The following is a 21,559-nucleotide window of genomic DNA, read 5'->3' on the forward strand; positions in this document are numbered from 1 at the left end:
CTCACCACGACGCAACGCCTCACACGCCTGATGAACCGCCACCAACGCCGACGACTGACCCGAATCCACCACCAACGACGGACCCGTCAAACCCAAAAGAAACGACACCCGATTCGCGATCACACTCCGCGCAAGACCCGTCGACGTGAACGCACCAATCCCCTCCACACCACCCCGACGCGCCAGAACCGCATAATCATCCGCCATCGCCCCCACGAACACACCCGCAGCGGACCCCCGCACCGAACCCGCCACCACACCAGCGTCCTCGAACGCCTCCCACGCCAACTCCAACACCAACCGCTGCTGCGGATCCATCGCCACAGCCTCACGCGGCGAAATACCGAAGAACCGCGCATCAAAACCATCAACCCGACTCAAAAACCCCGCGCGCCGAGCCACCGACTTCCCCGCCGCCGACGGATCGGGATCGTAGAAACCCTCACCGTCCCAACGATCCGCAGGCACCTCACCCACCGCGTCAAAACCCCGGACCAACCCCTCCCAGAACTCCCCCGCACCACCCTCAGCACCCGGGAAACGGCACGACATACCGACAACAGCAATGGCGCCGACAGGGCCGTTTTTCGGCATGCCAAAGTCCGGATTCATGATGCCTGTCTCCACTTCGTCACCAGGTCGCACCGCAGGGGTCCAAGCCGATCGTCACAACGCCGGCTAAAGCCCGTCTTGCGTGCTCACTGGACTCCGACGTGCTCGAGAATGTCGAGCTGCAAGTCGATCGGCAGGTCCTGCCGACGGGAAATGTTGAGTTTGCGGTAGATCCGCGTGAGGTGCTGCTCGACCGTGCTCGTCGTGACGAACAGCTTGCCCCCTATCTCCCGGTTCGTGTATCCGGCGGAAGCCAGCGCGGCGACGCGCCGTTCGGACTGGCTGAGGAGGGCCACGTCGGGCTCGGCGGTGGCCGGGGCGCAGCGACGTACCTCGGCGCCGGCGTCCCCGCGCCGCCGGTCCGGCAGGATCTCCCCGCAGAGCGGTGTCGCGTCGCACTCGTCGGCCAGTCGCCACGCACGCCGGATGACGGAGCCCGCGCGCGGCCCCTCGCCCATGGTCTGGAGGCTCCGGCCGAAGTCGGCCACGGCCTTGGCGAGTTCCAGGCGGTCGCCGCAGCCTCGCAGGTCGGCGATCGCCCGGGTGAGGAGGGCGGGCCGGCCGTGGGCCTCCTCGGTCGCGGCGTGCAGGCGCAGCGCCATGCCGCGGGTCCGCGCGCCGATATCCGGTACGGCGAGCTGCGCCGTGGTCAGCACGCGTGCCTCACCGGGGCGGCGCAGGCGCAGCAGGGCGTCGGCCGCGTCGACGCGCCAGGGCAGACCGCCGCGGTGGTCCAGGCCCCACCGTTCGGCCAGGCGGCCCACGTCGAGGAACTCGCTCAGGGCGGCCTGGGCACGGTGCGTGGCCAGGTAGTACCTGCCCCGTGCCTGCAGGTACGGCAGGGCGTGCACGGTGCCGGGCAGTTGGTCGGGAAGTCGGTCGGGCAGGGGCAGCGGAAGGTGCCGGGCGGCGTCGTCGTAGCGGCCCATGGCGGTGAGCGCGGTCACGAGTACCGCGACGGGGCGGTACATGAACGTTCCGCCGCGTCCCGCGACCGCCGCCACGGCAGCGCTCGCCGCGCGCTCGGCACCGGCGAGGTCACCGAGGTGGACGAGTGCCTCGCCGAGCAGCGAGGCGAACATGGCCTGCCAGCCGCGGGCCCGGCGGTGCTCGGCATCGGCCTGCAGTTCGCCGCACCGGGCGGCGGCCCGGCGCGGGTGCCCGGTGTGCAGCAGGATCCGGACGGCCTGGACCAGCGGTTCGAAGGTGTCGTGGGCCAGCGGGGTTCCGTCGAGCAGCCGTTCGGCGGTGGACGCTTCCCGGGGGTCGCCGGGGTGGGTCCACAGCGCGGCGCAGAGGAGGGTGTCGTCGCTGTCGGAGGCGGGTGGGACCGCGAAGAGGTCGCGCAGGGCGGCGGCGCCGGAGGGTGCGAGCCGCAGTACCTCCGCCGCCTCCGCCGCCCGCCCCTGGGCGACGAGCAGACGGGCCAGCGAGCCCGTGGGGGCGCCCGGGCGTCCGGCACGCAGTGCGGCGAGCGGGGCGTCGAGGTGCTGTTCGGCGGCGGCGGGGGTGAGGCGCCAGGTGAGAGCGGCGAGTTGGAGGCCGATCCGCCACCGGGTCGGTTCGTCGTCGGTGCCGGCGTGGGCGAGTTGCAGGCAGGCGGCGGCGCGTTCGGCCTCGTCGGCGGCAAGGGCCTGCTGTCCGGCCTCGCAGAGCGTACGCACGGCCCAGTCACCGGGGGCGCTGCCGTGGACGCGCAGGTACGAGGCGACGGTCTCGGCTTCGGCCCGGTCGGCGTACAGGACCTCGGCGGTGCGGCCGTACAGCCGGGTGCGCTCGGCCGCGCCGAGGGTTTCGAGCGCGGCGGCGGCGATGTCGGGATGACGCAGTGCGGGCCCGTCTGTGAGTCCGGTCTCGTCCAGCGCGGCGAGGGCCCGGGCGGCTTCCGCCGGCGCTGCCCCGGCGATGGCGGCGGCGCGCTCGACGGTGGCGTGGGTCCCGAGGACGGCCAGGGCGCGGGCGAGGTCGTGGGCGGGGCGCCCGCAGCGCTGGAGGCAGGCCCGCACCGCGTCGGCGAACGGCCCCGTCGGTTCGGGGCGGGCGGTGTCGTACTCGGAGAGCAGGGCCCTGAGCAGCAGCGGATTACCTCCGGTGCGCCCGTACAGGCGGTCGGCCGATTCGCCGCGTGCCACGCCCCGGTGGCGGTCGCGCAGGAGGGCGGCGGTGGCGGCGCGATCGAGGCGGCCGAGGCGGATCCGGTCGAAGCCCGGGTGGCGCAGCAGTTCGGTGACGGCGTCACGGGCGTCCGCGCCCGGGCCGCCGAGCGGGCCGGTGAGCGCGATGAACAGGCCGGTGCCGCGCGGAGCCCGGGTCGCGCCGGTGAGGCAGGCGAGGGAGGCCGCGTCGGCGTACTGCAGGTCGTCGAGGCAGATGACGAGCGGTGCGGGACCGTCCAGCCCCCGGACGGCCGCGGTGAAGGCGGTGGCCGTGGCAGGGGCGGGGACGGCCCCGGGAGTCCGGGCGGAGTGTGTGCGCAGTGCCTCGGCCCATTCGTCCAGCGCGCGGTGGCCTGTGCCGGGGCCTTCGGGGGTGGCAGCGGCCCACAGGACGGTCGCGCCGCGTTCGCGGGCGGTGCCGGCGACGGTCCTGAGCGTTTCGGACTTGCCGCAACCGGGGGCCCCTTCGATGAGCACGATGGCTGTGGCACCGGCCTCCGCCGCGGCGAAGGCGGCGTGCAGCCGGGCGAGTTCGGTGTCCCGGGACAAGAGCGTCATCAGCCATTTCCCCCGTTGCGCGGCGTCACTTGTCCGCCCAGCGTAGGGACCGGCCGCGGAGCTCACCCCCGCTCGGCAGTGGCCAGTACTTGCCTGGCCACAACTCCGCGCGCCGGGTCAGCCGACGGCGGTGCCGAGCCGCTCCCGGCCCAGAGCCGCCAAGTCGTCGGCGATGGCGCGGGTCACCGCGTCCTGCTGCGGAGTGAGGTAGAAGTGGCCGCCCGGGAAGCTGCGGAAGGTGAAGTTTCCGGAGGTGTGCTCCCGCCACTCCATCGCCTCGTGCAGGCTCACCCGGGGGTCGGACTCCCCGGTGAGCACGCTGAGCGGGCAGCTCAGTGCCCTCTCCCGGCCCGGGTCGGGGCGGTAGTGGTACGTCTCGATGGCCTTGAAGTCGGCGCGGATGGCGGGCAGCACCATGCGGACGATCTCCTCGTCGGCGAGCACCCCCGGGTCGGTACCGGCCAGTTGCTGGATCTCCGCGATGAGGGCGTCGTCGCCCTTGGTGTGCACGCTGTCGGGGCGCGGCATGTGGGGGGCGCGGCGGCCGGAGACGATCAGGCCGAGCGGCGGTTCGTTCTCCGCCTCCATGCGGCGGGCGAGTTCGAAGCCCAGTACGGCGCCCATGCTGTGCCCGAAGAGGACCAGCGGGCGGTCGGCCCAGGGCCGCAGCGCCTGGTGGATGCCGTCGACAAGATCCTCGGTGACGGTGATCGGAGGCTCGTGGCGGCGGTCCTGGCGGCCCGGGTACTGGACGGCCAGGACGTCGGCGTGGGGGGCGAGGGCCTGGGAGAAGGAGAAGAAGGCGGAGGCCGTGCCCCCCGCGTGCGGGAGGCAGACGAGACGGTACGGCTGCTCGGGGGCCGGGTGGAAGCGGCGGACCCACAGCTCCGTGTCGGTGTCGATGGTGCTCATTTCCGTTCCTGCTCCCTGCTCGTTGCCGGGTACTCGTCGAGTGCGCGGAGGGCACGGTAACGATGGGTGGTTAAGCGGTACTTGTGCGGGTGAATCCGCCGCCGAGCAGCTGCGCGGCGGCGGTGCCGACTGAAGGGGGAACCCCCGGGCTCCGCATGGAGTACGAAGAATCGTTACGTCGCCCCCGCGCGGGTGACCTCGCGCATCCGGGGCCCGGGCTCAGGGAAAGGACCTGCGGGTCCGGCAGCCCGCCGGGACCCGGCGTCGGGGCGGCCGCGCGTGCCCCGGATCGGTACGGGTGCAGTCGACATGGGTTTCATGAGGCTTCGTCATGGTGCGGCCGCCGCGTTCGGCGCGCTCGCTCTCCTCGCCGCGCAGCCGGGGTCGGCGAGCGCCGCCGAGGGGGACTTCTCCTACACGTTCGCCGGGCTCGACGGCATGCCGCGCACGGTCACCCTGCACGAGCCCCCGAGCCCCGGCTGCGTCACGCTTCCCGAGGTCGCCGACACCCGCGCCTCCGAGCCCGCCTTCGCCCCGCAGAACGAGACCGACGAGTGGGTCATGGTGTTCACCGGGGCCGACTGCACCGGCGACTCGTGGACCCTGCGCCCGCACGGAAACCCCACGACGGAACGGCTCAAGCTGCGCTCGGTGTACCTGACCGGGCGTCACTGACGCGCCGGCTGCTTCAACCGAGGATGTACGGCAGCCGCGCCGCCAGGCCGCCCAGGGCCGCCTCCTGCGCGGCGGTCGGCGCGCTGCGGCCCGTGCCGATCCGCAGCACGTCGGTGTCCGTGAGCGAGGCGGGGAACGCGGCATCCGCGACGGCCTCCAGCGCGGCGCGCGCCACGGACAGGGTCTCGGCGGGCGGCCCGGGGGCGGCGGGCAGGTGGGCCACGAGGTCCAGGTGGTGCAGGGTGCCTTCGAGGACGTATGCCGAGAGGTAGTCGGCAACCGTGAGGACCATGTCCTGCGTACGGACCCGGGCGGCCGGGTCCGCGAGACCGGCGGCGCGGACGGCCGCCGTGCCGACGTCGTCGATGTGATGCCGCAGCCAGCGCGGTTCGCCGTACGCGGCCGCCAGCCGGGGGATCAGCGCGTCGAGCGGGTCGTCGCCCGTCGGGGGCGCGGGCAGGAGGTTCCAGTAGCCGGGCGCGTCGGTCGTGGCGGGCTCGTCGGTGGGGGTGACCAGCGTGATCAGGACGTCCTGCGCGTCGATGACCAGGTGGCACACCAGGTCCCGGACGAGCCACCCCGTACAGCCCGAGGGTTTCCCGAAGTCCTCGTCGGGAAGACCGGCCACGGCGTCGAGCAGCGCCGTCCAGGAACGCGAGAAGGGATGCATGGCCCCACGCTAGGGGGTGTGGTGTCGGCGAGGTGCGCGCCGCCCACGACGACTGGAGCGGCGGCCCCGCGCGCTGCGGGCCGCCCACACCCTAATCCCCTCCCCGCCAGGGGCGTTGAGGTCTCACGCCTCCTGCGGGGCGGCCCACTCCACGAACTGGACGATCACGCCGTTGGGGTCGGTGACCTGGAAGAGGCGTTCGCCCCAGGGCTCCTCGCGCAGGGGCAGCGTGATCCGCACGCCCTCCTCGCGCAGCCGCCGTTCCTCCTCCTTGATGCCGTCGGCGAGGGTGAGGGCCAGGATCAGGCCCGCCGCGCGCTGGTCGCGCTGCTCGGGCGGCAGGATCTCCGTCCCCCGGGCGAGCAGCACGATGTCGGCAGCCCCGTCCGGGCGGCCGAGGGAGGCGAAGCCCTCCGCGGCGGCCTGCTCCGTGTAGCCGAGGTGCGTGGTGAAGAACTCCTGGGACGCGGCGACGTCGTCAACGGTCAAGGAGAGGGTCGTGGTCGTGATCGCGGCGGTCGGGGTGGTCGGAACGGTCGACTGCATGAAGGTCTCCTGTGCGGTTGCGAGGGCGGGGCTGCGGGCGGGTGGTCCCGGGCGGTGAGGCCCTGTCAGTACGAGCCACGCCGGGGGAGGTTGCGCACCGGCGGGGGCATCCGGCGCGGCTGGGGGCTGCCGCGGAAGACGCGGGACGGCAGAGGGAAGCGAGGGGTGGGGCGAGGGGCCTTCGGCATACGGGTTCCATCCGTTCGTCGCTCGAGGTGAACTTTACGACGGAGGTAAACTTAGCCCGAGACTTCAGGGGTGTCAACATAAAAATGCTACGAGGGTAAGATTGCCCCATGACTACTGAGACCACTGCCGCCGCGGGCGCCCCCGTCGGGCTCCGCGAGAGCAAGAAGCAGGAGACCCGGCAGCTCATCTCCGACGCCGCCACCAGGCTCTTTCTCGACCAGGGGTTCGAGCAGACCACCATCGCGGAGATCGCCGCCGCCGCCCGCGTGGCGAAGAAGACGGTGACCAACTACTTCGCGCACAAGGAGGATCTGGCCCTCGACCACCAGGACGCCTTCACCGGGTCGCTGGCCGCCACGGTCGCGGACCGCGCGCCGGGCGAGTCCGCGCTGACGGCCCTGCGCCAGGCATTCACCGAGGCGGTCGCGGCCGCCGACCCGGTCGCGGGCTTCTCCGGTCCCGAGTTCGCCCGGATGGTCGCCGACAGCCCCACGCTGACGGCCCGGCTGCGCGATCTGCACGACCTGCGGGAGGCCCGGCTCGCCGAGGCCCTGGCCGAGACCACCGGCGCCGCCCCCGACGACATCGCCGTGCGCACCGCCGCCGCCCTGCTCGGCAGCGTCCACCGCATGCTCTTCGACCGCATCCAGGAACTGACCCTGGCCGGGTGGACCGACGCCCGGATCTCCGACGAGCTGGCGGCGTCCGCCGACTACGCGTTCGGGATGCTGGAGGAGCCGCTGGCCGGTTACGCCGCCGGGCCCTCCCCCGACCCGAAGGTCCACCGGGACCTCGTGCTCTGACGGCCGCCCACCGCGCTCTCGGGCCGCTCCAACGCCCCCGTCAGCGCCCCGGCCAGGCGAGGTCGTCCACCGCGAGGAACGGTTCGGCGGCCAGCGTCGCCGGGGTGGCTCCCGTGAACGCCATGACGTCGCGGTGCAGGTGGGACTGGTCGGCGTACCCCGCGTCGGCGGCCACCCGGGCCGGGCCCTCGCCCGCGACCAGGCGGTGGGCGGCGTGGTCGAAGCGGACCAGGGTCGCCGCGCGCTTGGGCGGCAGGCCGAGCTGGGAACGGAAGCGGGACCACAACCGCTTGCGGCTCCAGCCGACCTCGGCGGCGAGTTCCTCCACCCTCGGCAGGCCGTGCTCCGCCGTGAGCCGCCGCCAGGCCCACGCCACCTCCGGGTCCACCGGAGCCCCGGCCCCGTACCGGCGGGTGATCAGGGCGTCCACGAGCGCGAAGCGGGCCTGCCAGGACGGGGCTTCGCCGAGCTGTTCGCGAATCCGGGACGCCTCACGGCCCCACAGGGCGTCCAGCGGGACGACGGCACCGTCGAGCCCGGAGGGCTCCACGCCGAGGACGGCGCGGGCGATCACCGGGGACAGCCGCACCTGCACGCACTCCACGTTCTCCCCGCGCACCCGCACCGCTCCCCCGGAACCGAGCCCCGGTCCTGCGACCAGGCACCCGCGCTGCTGATCACCGGTGGAGTGGTCGAGCACGGGCGTGCCGGCGCCGAATTCGAGGAGCAGCGTGACCGCGGGGTGCGGGACCATGCGCAACTCGTCCAGGGCGAGCACGCCGAACCCGGCCATGGTGACTCCGGCCACCCGGCTCGGCCGCTGCGGACGGGCGACGTCCCACACAGCCGTACCGTGCGTGAACGTGTTCACCCCTCCATGCTACGAGGGGGACCGTGCTACGAGGGGACCGTCCCCGCCACCCGGAACATTCGTTCAATACGCGGACGGGGCAGGTCGCGACAGTGGGGGCATGACTGCTTCCAGGACCACCGAGTCGTCCCTCCTCACGCTGGACGACGGCGACACCATCCATGTGTGCCAGGACGGGCCGCGCGAGGCCCCCGTGCTCCTGCTGATCCACGGTTCGGCATCCTCGGCCCGCTCGTGGGACGCGCTGGTGCCCCTGCTGACGGCGCCCGGGACGCACCGCGTCGTACGGGTCGATCTGCTCGGGCACGGCGGGTCGGACAAGCCGGACGACGACCGTTACGCGATCCCGGACCAGGCCCGGCGGACCGGCGAGGTGCTGGACCGGCTCGGTGTCGGGCGGGCCGTGGTGGTGGGCCATTCCAGCGGCGGGGTGACCGCGACGGCCCTCGTCGAGGAGCGCCCCGGGCTGGTGGCCGCGGTGGTGCTCGTCAACACCGGGCCGAGTCTGGGCGCGTTCATCGCCACCGGCTCCGGCGCCGCCGGTCCGGCGCAGTGGCCGCCGAGCGACGAGCAGATCCGGCAGTTCGCGAGCACGGGCTTCAGCCGCCCCGGCTACCGGGTGCCGGACGTGCTGCTGGACGAGGTGCGGGCCATGACGTGGCACTCGTTCACGGCCACCATGCGGGCCACCCGCGCCTATCTGGAGGAGCGGGCGCTGCCGGAGCGGCTTGCGGTGCCCGGGAAGCCGCTGCTGGTGCTCTTCGGCGAGGACGATCGCCGTTGGCGCTCCGCGTCCGCCGCCGACTACCACGCCGTCCCGGGTGCCCGGGTGGAACTGCTGCCGGGGCTCGGGCACTCGCCCATCCTGGAGGACCCGCCCCGGGTCGCGGGGCCCCTGCTGGACTTCGCCGCGCTGCACGCCTGAGGGGAGGGCGTCGTGCGGATTCTCGTCTCCGGGGCCGGGATCGCCGGTCCGGTGCTCGCCCACTGGCTCATCCGGTACGGCTTCGAGGTCACCGTCGTGGAGCGCGCCCCGGCGCTGCGCAGGACCGGCGGCCACGCGGTCGACCTGTTCCGGCCCGCGGTGGACATCTCGGAGCGCATGGGGGTGCTGCCGCGCATCGAGGAGCGGGCCACCGGCACGGACCGGTTGAGCGTCTTCCGAGAGGGCGCCCGGCGGCCCGTCCGGGCGGACCTCACCAAAATCTTCGGCGGTGCCTCCGAGCGACACGTCGAGGTCATGCGCGACGACCTCACCACGATCTACTACGACGCCACCCGCGACGACGTCGAGTACGTCTTCGGCGACTCGGTCACCTCGGTCGCCGAAGGAGCGGGCGGCGAGGTGACGTTCGAGCACGCCGCTCCCCGCCGCTTCGATCTCGTCGTCGGCGCGGACGGGCTGCACTCCACCGTGCGCCGCCTCGTCTTCGGCGCGGACGCGGGCCGCGGCTCCTTCCTCGGGGCGTACTTCGCGGTGCTGAGCCTGCCCAACGTCTCCGGCCCGGACGGGGAGTTGCTGATGCACGTCGGGGTGGGGCGCACCGCCGGGGCGTACGGGGCGTGCCATCTGGACGACGCGCGGGTCCTGTTCCTGTTCCGGAGCGCGCGCGAACTCGACTGGGACCACCGGGACGTGCCCCGGCAGAAGGAGCTGGTGCGCGGGGCCTTCGCCGGGCTGCACGCCCAGGTGGACGGGTGGCTGGAGGAACTGGACCGCACCCCGGCGTTCTACTTCGACTCGATCAGCCAGCTCCGGATGGACAGCTGGTCGCGGGGGCGGGTGACGCTCGTGGGGGACGCGGGCTACTGCCCCGGTCCCACGGTCGGCGGCAGCACCACGCTGGCCGTGGTCGGCGCGTACGTCCTGGCCGGTGAGCTGGCCCGCGCCGGGGGCGACCACGAGCGGGCGTTCCCGGCGTACGAGGGGGTGATGGCGGAGCACGTACGCGGCAGCCGCGCGGTGGCGTCGAGCGCTGCGCGGACGCTGATACCCACGTCGCGGACGGGCGGCTGGGGCCTGGCGCAGGGTGCCCGGCTGGTCTCCGCCCTGCCCGCCGGGCCGGGCCGCGCGCTGCTCCGCCTCACGACGCGCAGCGCGCGGCTCTACGACGCGATGACGGTGGAGGACTACGCACCGGCCGGCGCCCGCTGACGGTCGCACGGAAGCGAAGGGCTCCTACAGCCGGTCCAGCGCAACCTCCACCTGATCCATCACCCGCTGCCAGTGGGTGCGCTGCCGCTCGCGTTCCTCCGCGCTCGCCAGGTGTTCCTGGTGGAAGCGGAGCATGGTGCGGGCGCCGTCGGCCGCCGGGGCCATGGCCACCTGGAGCGTGGTGGTGCCGTGGGTGACGCGGATGCGGTCCGCCGGACGGTACCCGCGCACCTCACCGGTCACTCCGTCGGCCGTGCGGTAGGGCGCGCCGCGCTCCGGGACCAGCTCCGTGTCCGAGCCGAGCCAGAGGGCGAGCCCTCCGGGGCCGCTGATGAAGTCCCAGACGACGGGCGGGGGGTGGGGCAGGGTGCGGGACACGCCGATCTGCCAGCCCGTGTCCCTGGTGAGTCCGGTGGGCATCGGTCATCCTTCCTCGGAGTGGCGGGCGCGCAGCGCCCTGACCTTGTGACGGTTGCCGCAGTGCTCCATCGAGCACCAGCGGCGGCGGCCGGGGCGCGAGGTGTCCACGTAGATCAGGTGGCAGTCCTCGGCGGCGCAGGTGCGGATGCGGTGCGCGTGGGCGCCGGTCAGCAGCTCGACGGCGTCGCGCGCGACGGTGGCGGCCAGCGCCGTGCCGCCGGGGGTCCCGGACCACCGACGGCTGCCGTCCGGGGCGATGGCGGGAGCCAGGGCGGGGCGGGCGGCGGCCTCGTTGATGACCGCCAGGTCGCCGGGCGGGTGCGGTTCGCCGCGCGTATGGGCGATGACCACGCGGAACAGCGCGTCGCGCAGCATCCGTACCGCCTCGACCTCCACCGCGGTGACGGCCAGCTCGGGGGTCGGGGTCAGCCGGGAGCGTTCCGCCCAGGCGGTGACGTCGGCGGGTCCGTGCAGCACCTCGTACCGCTGGTAGGGCCCGGGGCCGCCGGTCGTCAGCAGCTCCAGGCACAGGGCGCCCGGGTCGAACCGGTAGGTGACACCGGTGACGGACCGCAGGGTCAGCCCCAAGGGCGCAGCATTCATGTAACCACTATAAGGGGTTACCTATGACGGGCGCCACAATCGCGCCATGTCACATCCGGGGCCCCTGCCCCCATCCCCTGGTCGTCAGCAACCGATGAGGGAAGGGCCGGTCATGAACACACAGCGGAGGACCCGTACGCAGGACGCGCACCACGTGGTGGTACTGGGAGCCGGATACGCGGGAATGGCGGCGGCCGTGCAACTGGCGGCCCGGACCGGAAAGCGGCGGGATGCCGTGCGGGTGACCGTGGTGAACGCGCGGGAACGGTTCACCGAGCGGATGCGGCTGCACATGACCGCCACCGGCCGCCCCCTCGACACGATGAGCGTCCCGGAGATGCTGGAGGGCACGGGCGCGGGGTTCACGCGGGGCTGGGTGACGGCGGTGGACGCCGGGGCCAGGACCGTACGCGTCGACGACGAGCGCGTCCTGTCCTACGACACGCTGGTGTACGCGCTGGGCGGGGTCGCCGACACCTCGGCGGTGCCGGGCGCCGACGACCACGCGTACACGCTGGACGGCGCCGAGGACGCGCAGTTGCTCGCCGAACGGCTGGAAGCCCTCGGCCGCGACGACGGGCGCGGCACCGTGGCCGTCATCGGCACCGGTCTCACCGGCATCGAGTCGGCGGCGGAGATCGCCGAGCGGTACCCGCGCCTCGACGTGGTCCTGCTCGGCGGCACGGAGCCCGGCGCGACCATGAACGACAAGGCGGCGGCGCACGTGCGGGCCGCGCTCGACCGGCTCGGCGTGCGGGTGCGCGGCGGCGTCCGCGTGGCGAAGGTGCTCGCCGGTTCGGTGGAGCTGGAGGGCGGCGAGAGCATCGCGGCCGACGCGGTCCTGTGGACGGGCGGCACCCGGGTCGCGCCGTTGGCGGCCGCCGCCGGCCTGGCGGTTGACGAGCGCGGACGCATCGTCACCGACCGTGCGCTGCGCTCCGTTTCGCACCCCGAGGTGTACGCGGTCGGCGACGCGGCCGCGATCCGCCAGGGTTACGGGGTCATGCACGGGACCTGCCAGGGCGGGATGCCGACCGGGGTGCACGCGGCCCTGTCGATCGACCGGGCCCTCAGGGGCAAGCAGCCGAAGCCCTTCCGGTTCGGTTACTACCACACACCGGTGAGCCTGGGCCGGGGCGACGCGGTCGTCCAGTTCACCCGGCCCGACGACAGCCCGCGCCGGATCTGCCTGGTGGGCGCGGTGGCCGTCCGGTACAAGGAGACCGTGACCGCCTCGCCCTGGCCGACGTACGGCCGTATGAAGAAGATGCCCGCGTCGGGCGCGTTCTGGCCGCGCGGCGGCCGCTTCACCCGTGTCCGAGGAGACAAGTGACCAGCGACGCCGACCGTTTCGCCCATCCCGGTCAGCAGGTGTTCCTGGAATACCGGCGGCTGCTGTTCTCCGTGGCGTACCGCGTCCTCGGCACCGCCGCCGACGCCGAGGACTGCGTCCAGGACGCCTGGCTCAAGTGGTCCGCCGCGGACCGTTCGCACGTGGCCGACCCCAAGGTGTACCTGACCCGGATCGTGACGAACCTGGCGCTCGAACGGCTGCGGTCCGCCCGGTACGCGCGGGAGACGTACGTCGGGCCGTGGCTGCCGGAGCCCATCCTGACCGAGGGTCCCTCCGAGCCCGTCCCGGACGCCGAATCGGCCGCGCTGGACGCCGAGTCGGTGTCGATGGCCATGCTGGTGGTGCTCGAAACGCTCAGTCCGCTAGAGCGCGCGGTGTTCGTGCTGAAGGAGGTGTTCGCCTTCAGCCACGCCGAGATCGCCGAGGCGGTGGAGCGTTCCGAGGCGGCGGTACGGCAGGCCGCGCACCGCGCGCGTGAGCACGTGCGGGCCCGGCGCCCGCGCTTCGAGGCGGACCGGGCGCGGCAGCGCGAGGCGGCGGAACGTTTCCACGCCGCCGCGACGGGCGGTGACGTCAACGCCCTCCTCGAACTCCTCTCCCCCGACGTCACCCTGTGGACCGACGGCGGCGGCAAGGTCCGTCAGGCCCTGCGCCCGGTGACCGGCGCTGCCACGGTGGCGGGCTGGTTCTCGGCGATCGGCACGGTCGCCTACCAGGGCGTCGAGCCCGGCGACATGAAGGCCGAGCTCACGGAGATCAACGGTGGTCCGGGCATGGTGTTCAGCGGCCCGGACCGCGTCATCGCCACCGTGACCTTCGACTTCGACGCGCAGGGGCGCATCGCCGCGATCCACAACGTGGCCAACCCGGACAAGCTGCGGGCGGTCTCCGAGGGGATCACTTACGACCCCGGAGCGCGGTAGCCGTCGCCCTCGCCCGATCGGGTCGAAAACGGGCGGCGCCGCTCCGCCTGCCACGCCTGCCGGTGCGGCGGCTACAAGATCGTCAACGAGTCGCCAGCGGCTCGGCGGAACGCGCCCGGTCACGTCGTGGCGCCCCGTCACTGACGCGGCCGGGCCCCGCCCGCGTCCCCCGAACTCCCGCCCGGCCGCGCGACGCCGGGCTCGTACGAAGGAGATCCCGTGATCGCACAGGGCAAGCGGATTCTCGGCTCCCTGGCCATGGCGTTCGCCGCCGCGGCCTCGCTGACCGTCGCCGTCCCCGTAGGGTCCGCCTACGCCATCGACCACGTGGAGTGCGTCGGCGGCGCGGACTTCCTGAAGATCTACTCCCACCTCGACGGCCGTCAGAGCGTCGACTGCTACGCCAACGCGGGCAGGACCGACTTCGGCGGCTGGTGGGCCGACCGAATCGTCACCGGCAACAACGACCTCATCTACTACGACGTCAACGGCGACTCGGTCCGCATCAACCGCTGGACGGACATCACGTTCCCGAACAACCCGCCCCGGATCAAGAGCATCCAGATCCTCTGAGCGCCCGGCAGTGAACCACCGGTCACCGCCGCCGGCGCACGGCGGTGACCGTGGCCGTCAGACCACGTCGAACTCGTTGCCCTCCGGGTCCAGCATGGCGGTGGCGTAGAACTCCATGTCGGGCAGGTCCCGGACCTCCGCCACCGTGGCACCGGCCCCGACCAGCCGCGCCACCGTGGCGTCGACCCGCTGCTTGCGGACCTCCAGCGGCACGGCACGCCCCCCGCCGACCTTGAGGTCGAAGTGCCACCGGTTCTTGAGCGTCTTCGGCTCCGGGACCTTCTGGAACCACACCCGCGGCCCCCGCCCGGCGGGATCCATGATCGACTCCGGTACGTCCCCCGCTCCCGGCGGCAGTTCCTCGGCAGGCACCCCCATGTCCTCCCAGTAGGCGCGCCAGCTCGCATGCCCCTCCGGCGGCGGCTCGGGGACGTACCCCAGGGCCTCGGTCCAGAAGGCCACCATCCGCCGCGGATCGGCGCAGTCGATCGTCAGCTGCACCGTCATCTCGGTCTCCGTCTCCATGACCGGAGCATCGCAGACGGGTCTGACAGCGGCGGGAACCGACAGTGCCGGAGAACCACACTTGACCTCAAGTCCACTTGAGGGACGAGTCTGTGGCCATGGATACCGAAGAGATGCGGCGGCAGCTGCGAGACCTGACCGACCGTGCCGAGATCACCGACCTCCTGAACCGCTACCTCCGTTCCCTGGACCACGGAGTCCTCGACGACGAGTGGGCTCGCGCGTTCCACACCGAGGACGTCACCGCCGAGATGCCCGTGGGCACCGTCCATGGCCGCGATGCCGTGCTGGACCGTGTACGGCAGGGCATGGCACTGTTCGACCGGACCGCGCATTTCGGCACGAACAACATCATCGAGGTCGACGGCGACAGGGCCACGGCGCGTGGCGTCCAGCTGAGCACCCATGTGCTCGCGGGCGGCCGGGACGACCTCTTCGTCTCCGCCGGGCACACGGAAGCCGACCTGGTCAGGACGGCCGACGGCTGGCGGATCTCCGCCACCGCGCTGCGGATCGCATGGACCTGGGGGACTCCGCCGCGCCTGCCGGAGGAGTTCGCTCCGGCCGCCACCGCCTGACGCGCGCCCGGTGTGGCGGGGGTCACGGGAACCCGCCGCACCGGGCGGAGAGGTAAGGGTGTGAGATGTGATGATCAGGAAGACCGGGAGAGCATGCGCACACGCATCAGGGCGGGCGACCGCCAGGCGTTCGCCGCGCTCTACGAGGAGTACGCGCGACCGGTCTACAACCATGCCTACCGGCTGACGGGCGACTGGTCGACGGCCGAGGAGGTCATGTCCGAGACCTTCCTCGCCGCCTGGCGCACCCGGCACGCCGTCGAGCCGGAGGGCGAATCGCTGCTCCCGTGGCTGCTCGGCATCGCCACCAACAAGGCGCGCAACGCCAACCGGGGCACCGGCCGACGCCTCGCCTTCCTGGCCCGCCGCCCCGCCCCCGAGCCCGTCGCGGACATCGCGGACGCCGCGGCCGGCCAGGTCGACGACGCCCGGAGGCTCGCCGCGGTCCGGCAGGCGCTGGACGGGCTGCGCCGCCAGGACCGCGAGGTGCTGGCCCTCTGCGTCTGGTCGGGCCTCGACTACGCGGAGGCCGCCGAGGCGCTCGGCGTCCCGGTGGGCACGGTGCGGTCGCGGCTGTCCCGCGCGCGCGAACGGCTGAGGCGGCTCACGGACGAGAAGCTGGCCCGGGAACGGAACGACAACGGCACGGAACCCCGCCCCCGTCGCGGAGAGGTACAGGGCAGGGCCGCGTTCGTGGCCCTGCCCATCCAGGAGGAAGCCCGATGACCGACCGCACCTCCGGCCCCACCCGGGCCGAACGCGAGGAACTGGCCCGGCTGCTGCCGGCCCCGGCCGAACGGGACCTGCCCCCGGGCCGCCATCTCCACCACAAGGAAACCCTGATGCAGCTGATCGACCAGGACGGCAACCGCGCCACCGCCCGCCCCCGGCCCCGCATCCTGCGCCCCGCCGTCCTGCTGCCCGCCGCCGGGCTGGCCCTGGGCGGCATCCTGTTCACGACGCTCGCCGTGACGGGCGGGGACGAGACTCCCCGCGCCGCCGCCACGGCCCCGGTCCCGCACCGCGCGACCGTGCTGCTGGACCGGATCGCCACGGTCGCTTCGAAGAGCGACGCGGTCGAGGTCGCCGATGACCAGTACGTGTACGTCAGGACGTTGCAGGCCGAGAACACGGGCGCGTTCGGCGGTCCGGTGAAGCTGGGCAGGCCCGGTGAGCGCGAGGTCTGGATGACGCAGAAGTCCGGACCGGTGATCGACGAGGGGCTGATCCACCAGGACGGCGCGTACTACCCGATCACGGTCGGCGTCCCGGACGGCGAGAAGCCCGTCGGCTACCCGGCGGGCCTCAACCGCCCGACGTACACCTGGCTCGCCTCCCTGCCCACCGACCCCGACGCCCTGCTCCGCCGCCTCGCCCGCGAGATCACCGCGGACCAGGACGCGCGGAACACCCCCGCCGACGAGCGGGACCCGGACCAGGACGCCTTCGAGGCCATCGGCGAGCTGCTGCGGGAGACCCTGATGCCGCCGCGGACCGCGGCCGCCCTGTACAAGGCCGCGGCGAGGATTCCGGGCGTGAGCGTGGACGCCGACGCGGTGGACGCGGCCGGACGGCACGGCATAGGCGTGGCCCGCGACAACGAGCGCGCCGGCTGGCGGACCGCCTGGATCTTCGACGCGAAGACCCTGGCGTACCTGGGCGAGCGGACCTACCTCGTGCGGGACACCTCCATGGGCAGGAAGGGCACCGTCACCAACACCTCGGCGGTCCTGGAACGCGCGGTGGTCGACGCCCTCCGCGAGAAGCCGTCGACCACGGCCTGACCTCGCGGGCCCTACCCTGGCGGCATGACAGAAGCGGTACGGGGAAGCGGCGGGGCGGCGCCCTGGCGTCCCGAAGGGGGTCCGGGCGGGGCGCCCCTCGCCGTGCCGAACGCCCTCGGCGCGCTGTGGGCGGTCCGGCACGGACAGAGCACCGCCAACGTCGCCTTCGCCGAAGCGGGCGCGGTGCGCCTGGCAGGCCGCGACCGCGACGTGCCGCTGTCCGCCCTCGGGCAGGCCCAGGCGCGGGCGCTCGGACGCTGGCTCGTGGAGTACGCCGGCGAGCTGGACCTCGTCGTCTGCTCGCCGTACGTACGGGCCCGGCAGACCTGGCAGGCCATGGCCGGGTACGCGGCAGGTGAGGGCGTCGCCCCGCTTCCGCTTCTGGTGGACGAGCGGCTGCGGGACCGGGAAATGGGCGTCTTCGAGCTGTACCCGCCGGCCGCCCTGGCGGCGCGGGACCCGGAGGAGGCCGCGCGCCGCGACCGCCTGGGCGAGTGGTTCTACCGCCCGCCGGGCGGGGAGTCGCTCGCCGATGTCGCCCTGCGGGTGCGCGGCTGCGTGGCCGATCTGGAGCGGGCCGCGCCCGGGCGGCGCGTGCTGCTCGTCGCGCATGACGCGACGGTCGTCGCCATCCGCTTCGCCCTGGCGGGCCTCGGGACCGCCGCCCCCGAGGACGTTCCGCCGGTGCCCAACGCCTCGCTGTCCCACTGGCAGGGCGACGGCGACCGCTTGAGCCTGCGGCTCTGGGGCGGGACGGCGCACCTCTGATACGACCACGGGCCGACGCGGAAGTGTGGCCCGTGCTCCGACGACGCGGCCCCTCCCACGGCGACATCGTGGCCCCATGACCGTCACGCCTGCGCCGAACCCCGTCTCCCGCCCTGCTTTTCCGGGGCGTTGGGTAGGCGGCGCCTCCCTCGTCCTGGGCCCGTCGCTGCTGCTCGCCGGCGTGCTGCTGCGCCTGCGCTTCGACTTCTTCTTCCCTGCACAGCTGAGCGCGTACGAACGACATCCGGGGCTGATGACAGCCGCGTACAGCCTGGTGTCCGCCGGGTGGGTGCTGCTGTGGCCCGGGGTCGTGCTGTTGGCCACCAGAATCGGCAGTACGCACCGGGAACTCGCCCTGTGGGGGGGCGTGCTGACCGTCCTCGGCCTCTTCGCCCGCACGTTCCACGCCGGCGTCGACCACCTGGCGTTTCAGCTGGTCGCCGCCCAGGGGGTCACGGAGGCGACGCGCACGGTGGGCGGGGCGTACGGCTCGTTCCACGTCTTCAGCACGCTCAACGCGGCGATCATGGGCGGCTGGCTCCTGGTGGCCGTCGGCGCGTACCGGGCCCGGGTGCTCGGGCCGTTCCGCGCCCTGGCCCTGGCGCTCGCCTCGGCGATGCCGCTGGGGGTGCTCAAGGGGACGACCCCTCTGTCGGTGACCGCCGCCGTGGGGCTGTGCGTGGCGCTCGTCCCCCTGGGTGTGGCCGTGGGGCGCGAGGGCCCGGCCCCGCTCGCTGCCACCGCCGCCGGAAGGATTCTCCTGGTGGGCGCGGTGGCGACCGGCATGTTCTTCTTCGGGCGGGCCGGATGAACGGCCTCGGATATCGTCGGCCGATGCACTTCATGGACCGGGGCGCGAAGGCCGGGGCGCACCTGCTGGTGCTCGACGCCTGCGCGGCGGCCGTGGTGACGGCCGCATACGTGGCCCTGCCCGGGCAGGGCGACACGGACGGGCTCCCCCGGTTCACTGGTCCGTGGTGGCTGGGGCTCCTGGTGGCCGGCGGTGTCGGGTTGCCCCTGGCGGTCCGGCGTCTGTGGCCGCTGCCCGTTCTGGCCACGGTCGTGGGCGCTTCGGCGGCCGCCACGCTGCTCGACATCACCCGGGACCCGTACGTCTCGCCCGCCCTGGCGCTCTACGCGGTCGCGCTCACCGCACCGGCGCGCCGGGCAGCTCCGGCGGGCGCCCTGGCCCTGCTGGTCGCGGCTGCCACCGTCATCACGGGGGAAGCGGCCGTGACGCCCTCCGGCCCGTGGACGGAGGCCGTCGGCACCGCCGCCCTCGTCTGGCTGGTCCTCGGGGCCGCGTGGTCGGCGGGCCGCATCGTCCGGGAGCGGCGGTCGCGGTCGGCGCGGAGGGAGCGCCGCCTCGCGGAGGAGGCGTTGACCGAGGAACGTCTGCGCATCGCAAGGGAGTTGCACGACATCGTCTCCCACAGCCTGAGCGTGATCGTCGTCAAGGCGGCCGTGGCCAACCATGTCGCCGAGACACGTCCCCAGGAGACCCGGGACGCCGTCCGGGCCATCGAGCAGACCGGCCGGGAAGCGCTCGCGGAGATGCGGCGGGCCCTCGGGATGCTGCGGGGCGACAGCGGTCGGGCGGAGACGGCTCCCCCGCCCGGCCTGGACGACCTCCCGGCCCTGGCGCGGCGTGCGGAACGGGCAGGGGTGCGCACCGAGCTGCGCACCCATGCGGCCGACGGCCTTCCGGCGGGGACGGCGCTGACCGTCTACCGGATCGTCCAGGAGGCCCTGACCAACGTGGTCAAGCACGCCGGGGACGGCGCCCACTGCCGGGTCACGGTCGGCGTCGACTCCGGAAGGGAGGTCCGCGTCGAGGTCGTGGACGACGGGAAGGGGAGCCCGGGCGCGCCCGGCCGGCCCGTGTTCGACGGCGGTCACGGGCTCGTGGGCATGCGCGAAAGAGTGATGATGTACAACGGAACGCTGAACGCCGGCCCACGGCCCGGAGGCGGATTCGCGGTGACCGCGCGGCTCCCGCCCGAGCCGCGAGGAGTCAACGACGTGACCGACCCCGTCCGGGTACTCGTCGCCGACGACCAGTCCCTGCTCCGGGGCAGCTTCCGGGTGCTCGTCGACACCGCCCCCGGGCTGACGGCGGTGGGCGAGGCCGCCACCGGCGCCGAGGCCGTCGAGGGCGCACGGCGGCTGCGTCCGGACGTGGTGCTGATGGACATCCGGATGCCCGGGATGGACGGCATCGAGGCGACCCGGCACATCGCCGGTTCCCCCGAGACGGCCTCGGCACGCGTGCTGATCCTCACCACCTTCGACCTCGATGAGTACGTGTACGGCGCGTTGCGCGCCGGCGCGGCGGGGTTCCTGCTCAAGGACACCTCTCCGGAGGTGCTGCTCGCGGGCATCCGCACGGTCGCCGCCGGTGAGGCCCTGCTCGCGCCGTCGGTGACCCGGCGGCTGATCGCCGAGTTCGCCCGACTCCCCGGGGCCGCCCCCGGACCGGCGCCCTCGCTCGGGGAGCTCACGGACCGCGAGCGCGAAGTCCTCGTGCTGGTGGCCCGGGGCCTCTCCAACGCCGACATCGCCACGTACCTCCATCTCAGCAACGGCACCGTGAAGACCTACATCGGCCGGCTGCTGAGCAAACTGCGCGCCCGGGACCGGGCCCAACTGGTGATCAGCGCCTATGAGTCCGGGCTCGTCACCGCCAGTCCCTGGGAAGGGGACGCGACCGCATGACGGGCGACGATGTGCTGGAGATCCTGGATGTGCTGCGGGAGGCCGGGGCGCAGGTCTGGGTCGGCGGGGGCTGGGGCATCGACGCGCTGGTGGGGCGGCAGACCCGGGAGCACCAGGATCTTGACCTGATGCACCGCCTGGAGCAGGAGCCGGCCGTCGTCGCCGCACTTGCCGTGGCCGGGTTCGCCGAAACGCTCGACTGGCGGCCCGCTCGGTTCGTCGTGTCGGACCGGACGGGGCGTCAGATCGATCTGCACCCACTTTCGTTCGGCCCGGACGGCAGCGCCCTCCAGGAGTCGCTGGAGCCCGGGAAGCCGTTCGTCTATCCGGCGGACTGCTTCGTCACGGGCACCGTCGGGGACCGCACCGTGCCCTGCCTGTCCGCCGCGCAGCAGGTCCGCTTCCACCAGGGTTACGAGCCCAGGGACCGGGATCTCCACGACATGGCCCGGCTGCGCGAGGCGTTCGGGATCGACACGCACTCCTGACCCGCGGTCAGGCTCGACGGCATTCCGACCGCGTACGGAAAGCGCTCGAAGACAGCTTGAGTCCCGCTCGCGCAATCCCCCTGCGCACGGGCGAGACGCCCGTGCGCGCCAGCCGGGTGCTTGAATGGCCGCGATCAATAAGGTATCGCGGCCCAGGGGGGCGAAGTCCGCCATGCGGAAGTCGTATTACGCAGCACACGTCTACATGATCGTCGGAGTGATCTCGGGGCTCTTCTACCGGGAGTTCACGAAGATCAAGGACTTCCACGGCGATACGCAGCTGGCGCTCATGCACACCCACCTCCTGGCTCTGGGCATGCTCGTCTTCCTGATCGTCCTCGTCCTGGACAAGGTCTTCGGGCTGTCCGGATCGAAGCTGTTCACCGCGTTCTTCTGGTTCTACAACACCGGCATCGCCATCTCGACGGCGATGATGGGCGTCCACGGCATCCTGACGGTGCTCGGCCGCGACGAGGACCACATAGCGGAGGTCGTGCCGCTGACCGCCGGGCTCGGCCACATCCTGCTGACCGTGGGGCTGGTGCTGCTCTTCATCCGGCTCGGCCGGCGCGTCAACGAGCACGTCAAGCCGACCGCGGACACCACGGGCGCCGCCTGACCGCGCTTCGGGCCTCGATTATTACGGCGTAATAGCCGAGGCCCCCAGAACGCGCAACCGCG

General features: G+C 73.3%; 24 protein-coding genes and 1 pseudogene. 16 read left to right on the plus strand and 9 right to left on the minus strand.

All coding sequences use genetic code 11. The annotated features are described in order from the left end of the window. From AB0L33_RS32110 to AB0L33_RS32120, 3 genes are all read right to left on the minus strand, one after another. On the minus strand, nucleotides 1-627 hold a 627-nt coding region (locus tag AB0L33_RS32110; RefSeq protein WP_365687026.1), incomplete at its 3' end, for a polyketide synthase. Between the two features lie 71 nt (nucleotides 628-698). After that, the gene (locus AB0L33_RS32115; RefSeq protein ID WP_365687028.1) at nucleotides 699-3,326 is read right to left on the minus strand and encodes an AAA family ATPase; all 2,628 of its coding nucleotides are present in this window, start codon (nucleotides 3,324-3,326) and stop codon (nucleotides 699-701) included. Between the two features lie 117 nt (nucleotides 3,327-3,443). Then, nucleotides 3,444-4,238, minus strand: a complete 795-nt coding sequence (locus AB0L33_RS32120; RefSeq protein WP_365687030.1) for an alpha/beta fold hydrolase — start codon at nucleotides 4,236-4,238, stop codon at nucleotides 3,444-3,446. 318 nt (nucleotides 4,239-4,556) lie between these two features. On the opposite strand from AB0L33_RS32120, the gene AB0L33_RS32125 reads away from it, so the two are divergent. Then, entirely contained in the window at nucleotides 4,557-4,913 is a 357-nt protein-coding gene (locus AB0L33_RS32125) for a hypothetical protein (RefSeq protein WP_365687031.1), read from the plus strand. A gap of 13 nt (nucleotides 4,914-4,926) precedes the next feature. Here AB0L33_RS32125 and AB0L33_RS32130 read toward each other — a convergent pair whose 3' ends face one another. Both AB0L33_RS32130 and AB0L33_RS32135 read right to left on the minus strand, forming a co-directional pair. Next, entirely contained in the window at nucleotides 4,927-5,583 is a 657-nt protein-coding gene (locus tag AB0L33_RS32130; protein WP_365687032.1) for a maleylpyruvate isomerase N-terminal domain-containing protein, read from the minus strand. A gap of 123 nt (nucleotides 5,584-5,706) precedes the next feature. Further along, nucleotides 5,707-6,129, minus strand: a complete 423-nt coding sequence (locus AB0L33_RS32135) for a VOC family protein (protein WP_365687033.1) — start codon at nucleotides 6,127-6,129, stop codon at nucleotides 5,707-5,709. Nucleotides 6,130-6,425: 296 nt separating this feature from the next. On the opposite strand from AB0L33_RS32135, the gene AB0L33_RS32140 reads away from it, so the two are divergent. Beyond that, nucleotides 6,426-7,121: a TetR/AcrR family transcriptional regulator gene (locus tag AB0L33_RS32140; RefSeq protein ID WP_365687034.1), complete on the plus strand. Its 696-nt coding sequence runs from the start codon at nucleotides 6,426-6,428 to the stop codon at nucleotides 7,119-7,121. Between the two features lie 40 nt (nucleotides 7,122-7,161). Here AB0L33_RS32140 and AB0L33_RS32145 read toward each other — a convergent pair whose 3' ends face one another. Continuing rightward, nucleotides 7,162-7,992, minus strand: coding sequence for a helix-turn-helix domain-containing protein (locus tag AB0L33_RS32145; protein WP_365687035.1), 831 nt, complete (start codon nucleotides 7,990-7,992; stop codon nucleotides 7,162-7,164). Nucleotides 7,993-8,092: 100 nt separating this feature from the next. Between AB0L33_RS32145 and AB0L33_RS32150 the strand changes: the two genes are divergently transcribed. Further along, on the plus strand, nucleotides 8,093-8,917 hold the full coding sequence (locus AB0L33_RS32150; RefSeq protein WP_365687037.1) for an alpha/beta hydrolase: 825 nt from the start codon (nucleotides 8,093-8,095) through the stop codon (nucleotides 8,915-8,917). Nucleotides 8,918-8,929: 12 nt separating this feature from the next. Continuing rightward, a complete protein-coding gene (locus tag AB0L33_RS32155) occupies nucleotides 8,930-10,147 on the plus strand; it encodes an FAD-dependent monooxygenase (RefSeq protein ID WP_365687038.1) in 1,218 nt (405 codons plus the stop codon). A 24-nt stretch (nucleotides 10,148-10,171) separates the two neighbouring features. On the opposite strand, the gene AB0L33_RS32160 is transcribed toward AB0L33_RS32155, so the two are convergent. Both AB0L33_RS32160 and AB0L33_RS32165 read right to left on the minus strand, forming a co-directional pair. Beyond that, nucleotides 10,172-10,567 carry an SRPBCC domain-containing protein gene (locus tag AB0L33_RS32160; RefSeq protein WP_365687039.1) on the minus strand — a complete coding sequence of 132 codons (396 nt, stop codon included), beginning with the start codon at nucleotides 10,565-10,567 and terminating at the stop codon, nucleotides 10,172-10,174. A 3-nt stretch (nucleotides 10,568-10,570) separates the two neighbouring features. Then, nucleotides 10,571-11,170: a CGNR zinc finger domain-containing protein gene (locus tag AB0L33_RS32165; protein WP_365687040.1), complete on the minus strand. Its 600-nt coding sequence runs from the start codon at nucleotides 11,168-11,170 to the stop codon at nucleotides 10,571-10,573. 112 nt (nucleotides 11,171-11,282) lie between these two features. Between AB0L33_RS32165 and AB0L33_RS32170 the strand changes: the two genes are divergently transcribed. From AB0L33_RS32170 to AB0L33_RS32180, 3 genes are all read left to right on the plus strand, one after another. Continuing rightward, nucleotides 11,283-12,503, plus strand: coding sequence for an FAD-dependent oxidoreductase (locus tag AB0L33_RS32170; RefSeq protein ID WP_365687042.1), 1,221 nt, complete (start codon nucleotides 11,283-11,285; stop codon nucleotides 12,501-12,503). After that, nucleotides 12,500-13,447, plus strand: a complete 948-nt coding sequence (locus AB0L33_RS32175) for an RNA polymerase sigma-70 factor (protein WP_365687043.1) — start codon at nucleotides 12,500-12,502, stop codon at nucleotides 13,445-13,447. Before AB0L33_RS32170 ends, AB0L33_RS32175 begins: the two co-directional genes overlap by 4 nt. A 219-nt stretch (nucleotides 13,448-13,666) precedes the next feature. Next, on the plus strand, nucleotides 13,667-14,020 hold the full coding sequence (locus AB0L33_RS32180) for a beta/gamma crystallin domain-containing protein (protein ID WP_161211803.1): 354 nt from the start codon (nucleotides 13,667-13,669) through the stop codon (nucleotides 14,018-14,020). A 57-nt stretch (nucleotides 14,021-14,077) separates the two neighbouring features. Here AB0L33_RS32180 and AB0L33_RS32185 read toward each other — a convergent pair whose 3' ends face one another. Beyond that, nucleotides 14,078-14,545, minus strand: coding sequence for a VOC family protein (locus tag AB0L33_RS32185; protein WP_365687044.1), 468 nt, complete (start codon nucleotides 14,543-14,545; stop codon nucleotides 14,078-14,080). 98 nt (nucleotides 14,546-14,643) lie between these two features. On the opposite strand from AB0L33_RS32185, the gene AB0L33_RS32190 reads away from it, so the two are divergent. The 9 genes and pseudogenes from AB0L33_RS32190 to AB0L33_RS32230 all read left to right on the plus strand — a co-directional run bounded on the left by AB0L33_RS32190 (nucleotide 14,644) and on the right by AB0L33_RS32230 (nucleotide 21,497). Next, nucleotides 14,644-15,123 (plus strand): nuclear transport factor 2 family protein, encoded by a 480-nt coding sequence (locus AB0L33_RS32190; protein ID WP_365687045.1) that lies wholly within the window; start codon nucleotides 14,644-14,646, stop codon nucleotides 15,121-15,123. Nucleotides 15,124-15,216: 93 nt separating this feature from the next. Further along, on the plus strand, nucleotides 15,217-15,849 hold the full coding sequence (locus AB0L33_RS32195) for an RNA polymerase sigma factor (protein WP_365687046.1): 633 nt from the start codon (nucleotides 15,217-15,219) through the stop codon (nucleotides 15,847-15,849). Next, nucleotides 15,846-16,907 carry a CU044_5270 family protein gene (locus AB0L33_RS32200; protein ID WP_365687047.1) on the plus strand — a complete coding sequence of 354 codons (1,062 nt, stop codon included), beginning with the start codon at nucleotides 15,846-15,848 and terminating at the stop codon, nucleotides 16,905-16,907. Before AB0L33_RS32195 ends, AB0L33_RS32200 begins: the two co-directional genes overlap by 4 nt. 24 nt (nucleotides 16,908-16,931) lie before the next feature. Beyond that, nucleotides 16,932-17,675 carry a histidine phosphatase family protein gene (locus tag AB0L33_RS32205; RefSeq protein ID WP_365687048.1) on the plus strand — a complete coding sequence of 248 codons (744 nt, stop codon included), beginning with the start codon at nucleotides 16,932-16,934 and terminating at the stop codon, nucleotides 17,673-17,675. A 76-nt stretch (nucleotides 17,676-17,751) separates the two neighbouring features. Further along, nucleotides 17,752-18,486 (plus strand): hypothetical protein, encoded by a 735-nt coding sequence (locus tag AB0L33_RS32210; protein ID WP_365687049.1) that lies wholly within the window; start codon nucleotides 17,752-17,754, stop codon nucleotides 18,484-18,486. A 32-nt stretch (nucleotides 18,487-18,518) separates the two neighbouring features. After that, a pseudogene (locus tag AB0L33_RS32215) lies at nucleotides 18,519-19,247 on the plus strand (histidine kinase); the annotation flags it as partial. Then, the gene (locus AB0L33_RS32220) at nucleotides 19,248-20,390 is read left to right on the plus strand and encodes a response regulator (RefSeq protein ID WP_365687136.1); all 1,143 of its coding nucleotides are present in this window, start codon (nucleotides 19,248-19,250) and stop codon (nucleotides 20,388-20,390) included. Further along, nucleotides 20,387-20,878 carry an amino acid transporter gene (locus AB0L33_RS32225; protein WP_365687050.1) on the plus strand — a complete coding sequence of 164 codons (492 nt, stop codon included), beginning with the start codon at nucleotides 20,387-20,389 and terminating at the stop codon, nucleotides 20,876-20,878. Before AB0L33_RS32220 ends, AB0L33_RS32225 begins: the two co-directional genes overlap by 4 nt. A 172-nt stretch (nucleotides 20,879-21,050) precedes the next feature. Continuing rightward, on the plus strand, nucleotides 21,051-21,497 hold the full coding sequence (locus AB0L33_RS32230) for a DUF2871 domain-containing protein (RefSeq protein WP_365687052.1): 447 nt from the start codon (nucleotides 21,051-21,053) through the stop codon (nucleotides 21,495-21,497). Nucleotides 21,498-21,559: the final 62 nt, after the last annotated feature.

It is taken from the genome of Streptomyces sp. NPDC052299 (assembly GCF_040679335.1).
In the GTDB taxonomy this organism is placed as follows: Bacteria; Actinomycetota; Actinomycetes; order Streptomycetales; family Streptomycetaceae; genus Streptomyces.

Coding starts and splice junctions, on each gene's coding strand:
- AB0L33_RS32200 (WP_365687047.1), top strand. CDS start 15,846: ATGACCGACCGCACCTCCGGCCCCACCCGGGCCGAACGCGAGGAACTG.
- AB0L33_RS32165 (WP_365687040.1), bottom strand. CDS start 11,170: ATGAATGCTGCGCCCTTGGGGCTGACCCTGCGGTCCGTCACCGGTGTC.
- AB0L33_RS32135 (WP_365687033.1), bottom strand. CDS start 6,129: ATGCAGTCGACCGTTCCGACCACCCCGACCGCCGCGATCACGACCACG.
- AB0L33_RS32120 (WP_365687030.1), bottom strand. CDS start 4,238: ATGAGCACCATCGACACCGACACGGAGCTGTGGGTCCGCCGCTTCCAC.
- AB0L33_RS32115 (WP_365687028.1), bottom strand. CDS start 3,326: ATGACGCTCTTGTCCCGGGACACCGAACTCGCCCGGCTGCACGCCGCC.
- AB0L33_RS32160 (WP_365687039.1), bottom strand. CDS start 10,567: ATGCCCACCGGACTCACCAGGGACACGGGCTGGCAGATCGGCGTGTCC.
- AB0L33_RS32140 (WP_365687034.1), top strand. CDS start 6,426: ATGACTACTGAGACCACTGCCGCCGCGGGCGCCCCCGTCGGGCTCCGC.
- AB0L33_RS32170 (WP_365687042.1), top strand. CDS start 11,283: ATGAACACACAGCGGAGGACCCGTACGCAGGACGCGCACCACGTGGTG.
- AB0L33_RS32210 (WP_365687049.1), top strand. CDS start 17,752: ATGACCGTCACGCCTGCGCCGAACCCCGTCTCCCGCCCTGCTTTTCCG.
- AB0L33_RS32125 (WP_365687031.1), top strand. CDS start 4,557: ATGAGGCTTCGTCATGGTGCGGCCGCCGCGTTCGGCGCGCTCGCTCTC.
- AB0L33_RS32190 (WP_365687045.1), top strand. CDS start 14,644: ATGGATACCGAAGAGATGCGGCGGCAGCTGCGAGACCTGACCGACCGT.
- AB0L33_RS32195 (WP_365687046.1), top strand. CDS start 15,217: ATGCGCACACGCATCAGGGCGGGCGACCGCCAGGCGTTCGCCGCGCTC.
- AB0L33_RS32150 (WP_365687037.1), top strand. CDS start 8,093: ATGACTGCTTCCAGGACCACCGAGTCGTCCCTCCTCACGCTGGACGAC.
- AB0L33_RS32230 (WP_365687052.1), top strand. CDS start 21,051: ATGCGGAAGTCGTATTACGCAGCACACGTCTACATGATCGTCGGAGTG.
- AB0L33_RS32205 (WP_365687048.1), top strand. CDS start 16,932: ATGACAGAAGCGGTACGGGGAAGCGGCGGGGCGGCGCCCTGGCGTCCC.
- AB0L33_RS32225 (WP_365687050.1), top strand. CDS start 20,387: ATGACGGGCGACGATGTGCTGGAGATCCTGGATGTGCTGCGGGAGGCC.
- AB0L33_RS32130 (WP_365687032.1), bottom strand. CDS start 5,583: ATGCATCCCTTCTCGCGTTCCTGGACGGCGCTGCTCGACGCCGTGGCC.
- AB0L33_RS32220 (WP_365687136.1), top strand. CDS start 19,248: ATGCTGCGGGGCGACAGCGGTCGGGCGGAGACGGCTCCCCCGCCCGGC.
- AB0L33_RS32185 (WP_365687044.1), bottom strand. CDS start 14,545: ATGGAGACGGAGACCGAGATGACGGTGCAGCTGACGATCGACTGCGCC.